Annotated in this window: 14 protein-coding genes; all 14 read right to left on the bottom strand. The window is 35.1% G+C overall.

Annotated features, from left to right (window positions below; all coding sequences use genetic code 11):
• Nucleotides 1-167, bottom strand: a 167-nt coding sequence (locus tag A3849_RS34070; RefSeq protein WP_178382852.1) for an AAA family ATPase, incomplete at its 3' end; no start/stop codon positions are given.
• A 28-nt stretch (nt 168-195) separates the two neighbouring features.
• Complete coding sequence (locus tag A3849_RS29910) at nt 196-681, bottom strand: CHAP domain-containing protein (RefSeq protein ID WP_074114717.1); 486 nt, start codon at nt 679-681, stop codon at nt 196-198.
• A gap of 4 nt (nt 682-685) precedes the next feature.
• Nucleotides 686-1,249, bottom strand: coding sequence for an ATP-binding protein (locus A3849_RS29905; RefSeq protein WP_074114716.1), 564 nt, complete (start codon nt 1,247-1,249; stop codon nt 686-688).
• A gap of 122 nt (nt 1,250-1,371) precedes the next feature.
• Nucleotides 1,372-2,139 carry an SPL family radical SAM protein gene (locus A3849_RS29900; RefSeq protein ID WP_074114715.1) on the bottom strand — a complete coding sequence of 256 codons (768 nt, stop codon included), beginning with the start codon at nt 2,137-2,139 and terminating at the stop codon, nt 1,372-1,374.
• Nucleotides 2,140-2,318: 179 nt separating this feature from the next.
• Nucleotides 2,319-2,777, bottom strand: a complete 459-nt coding sequence (locus tag A3849_RS29895) for a GNAT family N-acetyltransferase (protein WP_074114714.1) — start codon at nt 2,775-2,777, stop codon at nt 2,319-2,321.
• A 31-nt stretch (nt 2,778-2,808) separates the two neighbouring features.
• On the bottom strand, nt 2,809-3,363 hold the full coding sequence (locus tag A3849_RS29890) for a phosphotransferase (protein WP_083613728.1): 555 nt from the start codon (nt 3,361-3,363) through the stop codon (nt 2,809-2,811).
• A gap of 70 nt (nt 3,364-3,433) precedes the next feature.
• Entirely contained in the window at nt 3,434-3,982 is a 549-nt protein-coding gene (locus tag A3849_RS29885; protein WP_074114713.1) for a GNAT family N-acetyltransferase, read from the bottom strand.
• A gap of 21 nt (nt 3,983-4,003) precedes the next feature.
• The gene (locus A3849_RS29880; RefSeq protein ID WP_074114712.1) at nt 4,004-4,429 is read right to left on the bottom strand and encodes an NUDIX hydrolase; all 426 of its coding nucleotides are present in this window, start codon (nt 4,427-4,429) and stop codon (nt 4,004-4,006) included.
• 30 nt (nt 4,430-4,459) lie between these two features.
• Nucleotides 4,460-4,732, bottom strand: a complete 273-nt coding sequence (locus A3849_RS29875; RefSeq protein WP_256701097.1) for a hypothetical protein — start codon at nt 4,730-4,732, stop codon at nt 4,460-4,462.
• Between the two features lie 73 nt (nt 4,733-4,805).
• Complete coding sequence (locus A3849_RS29870; protein WP_074114710.1) at nt 4,806-5,213, bottom strand: hypothetical protein; 408 nt, start codon at nt 5,211-5,213, stop codon at nt 4,806-4,808.
• On the bottom strand, nt 5,214-5,765 hold the full coding sequence (locus A3849_RS29865; protein ID WP_074114709.1) for a hypothetical protein: 552 nt from the start codon (nt 5,763-5,765) through the stop codon (nt 5,214-5,216).
• Between the two features lie 212 nt (nt 5,766-5,977).
• Nucleotides 5,978-6,610 carry a hypothetical protein gene (locus tag A3849_RS29860; RefSeq protein ID WP_074114708.1) on the bottom strand — a complete coding sequence of 211 codons (633 nt, stop codon included), beginning with the start codon at nt 6,608-6,610 and terminating at the stop codon, nt 5,978-5,980.
• Between the two features lie 343 nt (nt 6,611-6,953).
• Entirely contained in the window at nt 6,954-7,523 is a 570-nt protein-coding gene (locus A3849_RS29855) for a hypothetical protein (protein WP_074114707.1), read from the bottom strand.
• 321 nt (nt 7,524-7,844) lie between these two features.
• On the bottom strand, nt 7,845-8,097 hold a 253-nt coding region (locus tag A3849_RS33415; protein WP_218619279.1), incomplete at its 5' end, for a hypothetical protein.

Here is an 8,097-nt window from a genome sequence, read left to right as displayed (position 1 = left end):
TTATTCTCTACCATTCTAATATTTTCTTCATTTATAACCCAGGGGTTCATCATCCAGCACCAATCTCCATCTAACCAAATTGCATTATTCAGTGACTCAAGTAGTTCTTTACTGATTGTGGTTTTCCCAACTCCCATGGTGCCGCTTATCACTATGAATTTCTTCATTGATACACCTTCATTATTGTATTTTTCCTCAAAATATTCTTATATATCCGTTTATTTGTTCCCGGGTCCTTTGAAATATGCCTGATCTATTATTATAATTCCCTTCTGCTGTTATTATTTTATCCTGTTCTATTCTTATTACCACTCCGATATGATCATTCGGTCCATTCCCCACAATATTATCAAATACGATAAGATCCCCTTGATCTGGGATGAACGATGGATCACTTATAGGATGATAGAAACCATATAGCTGTCCCCATTCTAACCAAGCTTCTACCCATGCAAAATTACGTGAAACCGGCTCTGGATATCGTACAGGTAACTTCAATCCTGCCTCCGTACAACAATGATACACAAATGCAGCGCACCAATCGAAACCAATATTTGGATTATCTCTTGGAAAATAACTAAGAATGGGTTCCAAATCTGGACCGTATTTATCTTCATTTCCGATCAACGGTCTTGCAGCTAATTCTTCAGCTATTTTAGCCAGAGTCTCTCTTCTGCTCATGGTTTCACCCTCCGTTTGTATATAAGGCTACTAATTTTCCAATGACTGAATGAACTTCTGTTGAATCTTTAATAACAAAAAAATAATCTGCTTCTTCCTCTAAGGGGTCAGAGATATTATCTTGTTTTGATTCTGCATTTTGTTTGTTTAGCACTTCTATAAAATTTGAGGCAGTTCGAAATATAGCTTTACTACGGGTACTCTTATGGATGCGTTCCTCCAGAATGAAATCAGGGAAATCGAAATGAACCAGTACGGTTTCAAACCCTTTATCATGAAAATAAGTTAGAAGTTTGGAACGACCTATTGTATTTCGGTTTGAATTACTAAGGATGAGGTGAAGCTCCGTCATCTCTACAGCATAATCTACAATCGTATTCGTTATTGCATATTTTATTGTGTTTGGTCCCTGCTTTGGACGTAGTGATTTATAGTAGGTATTGATGAATTCAGCATGGGTATCTTGATCAATCACGATTGAGTTATTCAATTGTTGTTCTAGTTCTTTAGCAAATGTTGTTTTGCCACTGTGCGTTTTACCTACTGTTATAATAGCGAGTCGCTTCAATAATATTCCCTCCAATTCATCTGCAAGCCAGTTAACTTCATGATCGTTACTTGATGTAGATATGATGTTAGCTGAAGTTAACTGGCTCCTTGATCAACTATCTAACGTATTCAGAAGGTGCTTTACTCAAAAACAAACTTTACCCGTTGATCTCCATACCACTTTTCTCTTATCTGATCATAGTAAACATCTGTATTATTATTTATGATTTCTTTATAAGTGCCAGCTAATTGAGGGTAGTGATTACCAATAAACTTATCTAAAGTAGGTCCTGTGTTTTTTCCTATTCTAACTTTATCTAAAAATACGGGTATGTCCTTATCCAGAGCATGAATCATTAAATCCACATCTGTTATTCCGGGTAAAATCGGAGTAATAAATGCCCAAATATTAATCCCCTTTCGATGCAACTCATTGGCGGTCTGTATATTGCTCATCAGTGAATAATCATCAACCTTCTTCAACTGTTCCAGGTTAGATAATCCTAACAGCAGAGTGAATTTGTCCCCCATAGGTTTAACCACATCGAGATCTCTGTAAATTAATTTTGACCCGGCTTTAGTTGTTACCATACACTTCACGTCTAACTTACTTAGTTCGATTAGGCATTTCCTGGTTAACTGATATTTCCGTTCAATTTCCATATAAGGATCACACTTACTTCCCAAATATACGATATCTTCTTGATTCCAGTGAATGAATTCCTTACCTAAAATATCCGCAATATTGAGTTTAACATTTAAGTTCTTATTCCAATTTTCATCTTCTAGCTGGAAACAATAGGGGCACCCGATTGTACAACCATCATACGGATCAATAATTGGTAATGTTCCTCCGTCAGGGGGATATTCATATGTCATTGCACTACTAACACATATTTCTTTAAGCATTTCGGGTCATCTCCATTCGTCCGTTTATAAGATGATGGTACATGAATCCCAGAAAAAAATATAGACTTATAATCCCCATTCTGTTATGATGTTGAATAAGTTCTTGAAAAAAATAGTCATACAAACCCTGAGATTCTAATGATCTTAGGGCTTTTTTTTTTGTTTAGGTTGATTTCGCATTACAGATCAAGACTTAATCGAATCATATCCCTACATTGTATTCCGTTTTCATAAATCTCTTCTTCATAATGCCTTACAAAGAAATTCCGATCTACTCCTGTTATTCGAAAACCGCATCTTTGATACAGCATAAGCTGATTCACACTTGAGTTTCCGGTTCCGATTTCAATGGTTTTGGCTTTTTCCTCTCTTGCTTTTTCTATCGAATATACAATCAATTGCTTCCCTATCCCCATTCCCTGATAGTCTTCCTGTACCGCGATATTTACAATTTCTATGGTTTCAGGCCGGGTCCTAATCAAAACCATAACTCCAATTATTTCTTCGTTTATTAGAGCTACTAAGCATTGTCCTCTTCCCAAGTATTCCTTAACGATTTCCTTCGACGGATCAGCAAGAAGTAATAGATCAAAGGGGATTTCTTCGTTTGAATTTATTAGTCGGATATTTACTCCCATGATTTTCTCCTTTGGCTCGGCACATCGTTCATTATATCCAATCATCAAAATGTTCTTCAAGAAACTCCATTTCTTTCTCATAATGAGCAAGATGACCTTCTTCCACTAATTTCACAAACGCTGGTTCTCCAGCTGCGGCACGTTCAGATAATGTAGTACACATGAATTGAATACGGGAAATTACCCATTCCTTAAGATTCGATGGAATATCTAGTCCATAAGAATTAAAGAATATTTCCACACGTCTTTTCCTCGCTGATGCATGATTCTCTCTATTATATTTCTCAACCAGGTAGTCATTTGGACTTGGCGCAAACTCTGCAAGTGGAACAGATGTATATAAAGTGTACACAATGTCCCACTTCCGTGGACCTGGACCTGCCATGTCAAAATCAATAATCCCCACAGGAAGTCTGTCTTTAAACACAACGTTATAGAGGGCAGCATCATTATGGCACACGACCTCATGCAAAGTTCTCTCAGGATACTCATTTGTAGAATTCGTAGCGGGTGTAAATCCAATAGTTGCGTCATGATAGCTCCTTAAAAGCTTAGCAAGTTCAGATAAAACCTCATCTGACCACATATATCCTTCAATTTCAGGGTATAGATTCCCCGGAACTCCTCCTTCCCACTTTCTTGATTAAGTCCACTAATTAATACACTTTATAGTCTTTCTTAAGCAAGGCATATACCGCAACATCAACAAACCGGTTTTTCCAAAAGTAATGTTCCTTTAATACCCCTTCTTCACCTAATCCTATGTTCTCAAGCACCTTCCTTGAACTCACATTCTCCGGCTCCACAAATGCTTCGATTCGGTTCAATCCAAGTTCATTAAATCCGAATTCAATTATCTTTTGAGCCGCCTCGGACATAATACCTTTACGCCAATATTCTGGAGTAAGTTCATATCCAATTTCAGCTTTATAATGTTTTTTCATCCAACCATGAAAACCACAGGTTCCAATGACTCTGTGATCTGACTTCAAAGTAATTCCCCAGCGAAAGCCGTGATTTTCTTCGAATTTTTGATTCCAGCGCCCAATTAATTCTTCTGCTTGAGTAATAGTAGTAAAACTCTCCAAATCATAAAACTTCGTAACTTCATCCAAAGAGAAATATCGAAAAACTTCCCTGGCATCATCTTGTTTAAGTTGTCTGAGTATTAATCTTTCTGTTTCTAGTATAGGAAATTGAGACATTTTCTTCTCCCTTCAGGATCCTCAAATATTCTCTTTATCAGTAAACTCAACACAAAAGGGTTGCAGTTCAGTACTTAAACAGTACTCTATTCTTTGTCTGAAATTTTTCCATACTACTTTGTTTAGTGCCTCTTCAATCGGAAAAAAACCCGAATCCAGACTTTCTGATGATCGCGTTAATTCTCCACCTATGGGTTTCGCTAAAAATAAGGTATTACAGATTGAATTCTCTATGTTTTGAAAAATCCCGCAGAATTTGATAATTTCTATATCGATTCCCGATTCTTCTTTGGTTTCTCTTATTGCAGCTTGAATTAGGGACTCCCCTTCTTCTACTTGGCCACCCGGCATCTCCCAGCCCCTTCTTGGACCTTTAATCAGTAATAATTCATTCTTATCATTGACAACAATAGCCGCATCAGAAAGGATATGCTTAGGTGGATTCATTCTTTTGCTCCAATTAGTTTTATTTGAGGTTTACGAATAAAATCCACCATCCTTTATATATTCATTGGTTTCCTGAAAATGTTTATATATCTTACCGAATGCTCTATTTGCTTTATGTTGATTGGAACTTTCACTAATACATGGTTTTAGGATCTTAACCACTTCACTCATTGGGGTATCCCCTTTTATCTCTCCAGAAAGCAGTTTAACTATATCTAATTCGAAGACACCTTCATAATTTTCTGAGCAATCCCCATAATGATATGTTGCCTGGGTATCTTTCACTTCAAGTAATCTGAACACTACACAAAACCCCATATCGCACCTTATTTCATCGGTAGTTGAGTTACTCAATTTGCTCTTTGAATTTCATCTTTCATATTTCCATGTTGTACGCATTTTTCAATATCATTTCAACAACAAGCTCTAAATCTTTCAAGTATTTAGGAACCTTCATTGCAAGCGCCTTGAGGAATAAAAGCCTTTCCAGAGAGACAACGAGATATTCATCTTCTTCTATTGCACCCTCTTTTAGATAATCATAGTTAAATGTAGCTATACGATTCCATATTTCAAATTCAAACTCACATATCCCAATATCCCCATATAAGTCTTTTATATTGTTAGGATATATCTCAGCTAATCTATTGTGATCTTCACTAGAAATAACAAAATCTATATCTGCTCCCGATTTTCTAAGGCCATAGTATTCCATTGCTCTTCCCCCGATTAAGAGCGGTTTTGAAGAAAAGGTATACGCAAGTTTACTTACATCAATATCCATTTATAATCCCCTTTCTTTAGCCTGGTTCAATAAATCATTGATTACATTCATTTCGTTGATTACTCTTGTTCTTCCCTTTTCCATCTGATTCCAATTATCTTTATTAATTCCTCGATCATCATGGAGTGGCAATATATCAAAATTCATATGATCGTCTCCAAATAAACCCGCAAGCAAAATAAATCTTCTACAGAAAAAAGCCTTACCCGCAAGTAATATATTTCTTTCTTCAGGCTTAATCATGGTTATCGCAGTTTTTACGACATCATGGGCATTACAAGCACCTGTAATCGGGAAAACAATACTCTCTGGTAAGCCTAATTGAATTAACTGGCGCTTATGAAATTCAAACTCGTTAGCTTCTAAAAATTGGTTGTATATATCAGGGATTAATAGTCTTTTAAAACCCTCATTTTTATAGAGTTCCAATATCTTAATATTCAGTTCAGGAAAATGACCTGGATGATATATGACTACATCTGATGAATCAAATAGGTGTTTTCTACTGATAAATATCATTTCACTTATATTCTCAATAATTGCTTTGTTCATGTCACTCATCCTTTTTTGAGTCCACGAATTGTGTATGGAATCAACAAGTTTGTATCAAATAAGTCCAATAAGTCATTGAATTCAATTCCAGAATAATTAACATTTGTGGCGAAGGCTACTAAAGGGCAGGTGAATTTAACAATATATAATATTTGTTTTGATTAATCTTAATCAGTTATGTAAAAAAATCCTTGTTGTTGACCAACAATTCTTTACTTATTACTTTTCCTCTTTTCAACCTTAATGCTTGATGAGGAACCATCTCGAATGCAGTCCAAATACCACCACATGACCTTATGATATCCGATCAATTTTGAACCAATTTCATTCAGATTATTTATACTATTATAGAAATATACATTATCTTGCTGATAAAGCTGATATGTTCCATCATCGAGTATTTCATCTCTATATTTGTATAAGGCTACTACATATCTTGAATTACTAACGTTTCCATTAACATTTAGATCTTTTTTTGTAATGCTATCAATTGCTTGAACTGCATTAATTGCGTTCTTAATCTGTGCTAATACGGGGGGATTAAACTCTTGCGGGTAACCAGCAATTGTTATCCATATCGTTATTAAAATCGTTATTAAAGTCTTTGAGATTTTAATCCAAAGGACTTTATTAGAAATAAATAAACAGAGTACAATAACTAATGAATTGATAATTATTGTACTTGGAATCGATACAATTCTTCCCAATCCTGTATATGGAAAAAGGTAGACTAATGACACTAACAACAATATGGTTGGTAAGAGCAACAGGATAAAACTGAAAATGTATGACCATATATCCTTCACTAACACCTTACTATGGAGGTTTTTATCTTTTGCCATCATTTTCATATAACCTCATATCCACGATTGTTTTTACGAGCTCGTATACCTACTTCATAACGGATGTCCCTGAACCTTATGGCTACCCTTTTAAAAGGTTTTATACACGAAACGATCAGCTCATTTCTGTGGTGACCGGACTGTTATTGGATACAACCACTTTCTCCTCCAGTATATCATCCATTCAAAATAATGGAATTTAAAAAGGAGCCCTCAGGGTTGTTAACCTCAAGGGCTCCAATGCTTGGAGTCAATTATTATGCTCGTTCCACCAACACCATATGCTTCGTAAACAAGGTCTCCGTTTTCATACTTCATACCGATGTGTTATGCGAAGTAAATGGCTTCATCGATCTACTTCCATTAATTCACTCTTGATCCAAGGGAAATAACTTAACACTTTGTCTTCATATTTGTCTAGTTCCTTATGATAAGAGTGCATATGAGGGTCAGGATATACTATCTTTTCAAAGTACTCTTCAAATCCTAATAGGTGCAATATGTTCTTATATTGTTCGACATCTCCATATGCGACTAATAGATTTTCTTCGTCATATACAAAATAAGTACGTTTCTCATCTAATGATCGAATAACAATTCTATGGCGGCTATCATATTCTATAAAAGTACAAAACTCATTTAAAAAATCTGTTACTTGGTTCAAATCTAAGTTCTCCATTTTGTATCTTGCTTCATCGTTATTACATCTTGAAGCTCTTAAAACATATAAAATTCCAAACCTTTCTTTTGTGCTTTTTAATAAGTGTTTCAAGACCTCAATAGCCCTATTATTTGGCCAAATCACAAGTCTTGAGAATTTTTCAAAATTTTGTTGTGTATAAATTAATTTGTCAGAGAATTTATTAAATTCATCTAAGTACTGAGAATCCTTAAAAAAAATAAATTTTCTATCCATTTTAATCACCCTTTGTAGTTTATTGTTCAAATGATTTCTTTTCCATTTATTTCATTTAACGTTCTCTTGTTCACAACGTTTAGGTTGCTAAGGGACCGTAGATCAAGGTGGATTCACCACCTTGCCGGTTGAATGTGTCCTGTGAATCTCCATCCCCGAAATGCCTCTTCAGACCAAGGTCGGGCTTGTCCAGGCCTGTAGCGCTGAATGCGATGTTATATGATGGGGATAGGTCGGTAATAATTGCCACAATAGGCATATTCATATTAATCACTTATGTACATGGTAATTGGACTTCACTGATTATCCGTAAAATAATTCCTATCTACTTAAGAGTTCAGTAATTATTAAACTCATGATCATAACTCCAAAAGAAAATAACATATATTTTAATAGTCTGAATTTCATTTCTAACACATTTTTTAATCGTTCTCCTTTTATGTAATACATTAAATTTCCTAAAATTAATGTTAGTGCTATCAGTACTGATACCGCTAACCCTATGTCCGTTTGAGATGATGAATAGATCGCAAAAAATGTAATAACAACTGATAGAGAAAAACAAATAATATAG

Origin of the sequence: Paenibacillus sp. P46E, from assembly GCF_001909095.1 — a bacterium.
GTDB lineage: Bacteria > Bacillota > Bacilli > Paenibacillales > Paenibacillaceae > Paenibacillus_AQ > Paenibacillus_AQ helianthi.
This window is presented reverse-complemented; position numbering and strand designations above follow the sequence as displayed.

Coding starts and splice junctions, on each gene's coding strand:
- A3849_RS29860 (WP_074114708.1), bottom strand. CDS start 6,610: ATGATGGCAAAAGATAAAAACCTCCATAGTAAGGTGTTAGTGAAGGAT.
- A3849_RS29885 (WP_074114713.1), bottom strand. CDS start 3,982: ATGTCTCAATTTCCTATACTAGAAACAGAAAGATTAATACTCAGACAA.
- A3849_RS29895 (WP_074114714.1), bottom strand. CDS start 2,777: ATGGGAGTAAATATCCGACTAATAAATTCAAACGAAGAAATCCCCTTT.
- A3849_RS29870 (WP_074114710.1), bottom strand. CDS start 5,213: ATGGATATTGATGTAAGTAAACTTGCGTATACCTTTTCTTCAAAACCG.
- A3849_RS29890 (WP_083613728.1), bottom strand. CDS start 3,363: ATGTGGTCAGATGAGGTTTTATCTGAACTTGCTAAGCTTTTAAGGAGC.
- A3849_RS29865 (WP_074114709.1), bottom strand. CDS start 5,765: ATGAACAAAGCAATTATTGAGAATATAAGTGAAATGATATTTATCAGT.
- A3849_RS29900 (WP_074114715.1), bottom strand. CDS start 2,139: ATGCTTAAAGAAATATGTGTTAGTAGTGCAATGACATATGAATATCCC.
- A3849_RS29880 (WP_074114712.1), bottom strand. CDS start 4,429: ATGAATCCACCTAAGCATATCCTTTCTGATGCGGCTATTGTTGTCAAT.
- A3849_RS29910 (WP_074114717.1), bottom strand. CDS start 681: ATGAGCAGAAGAGAGACTCTGGCTAAAATAGCTGAAGAATTAGCTGCA.
- A3849_RS29855 (WP_074114707.1), bottom strand. CDS start 7,523: ATGGATAGAAAATTTATTTTTTTTAAGGATTCTCAGTACTTAGATGAA.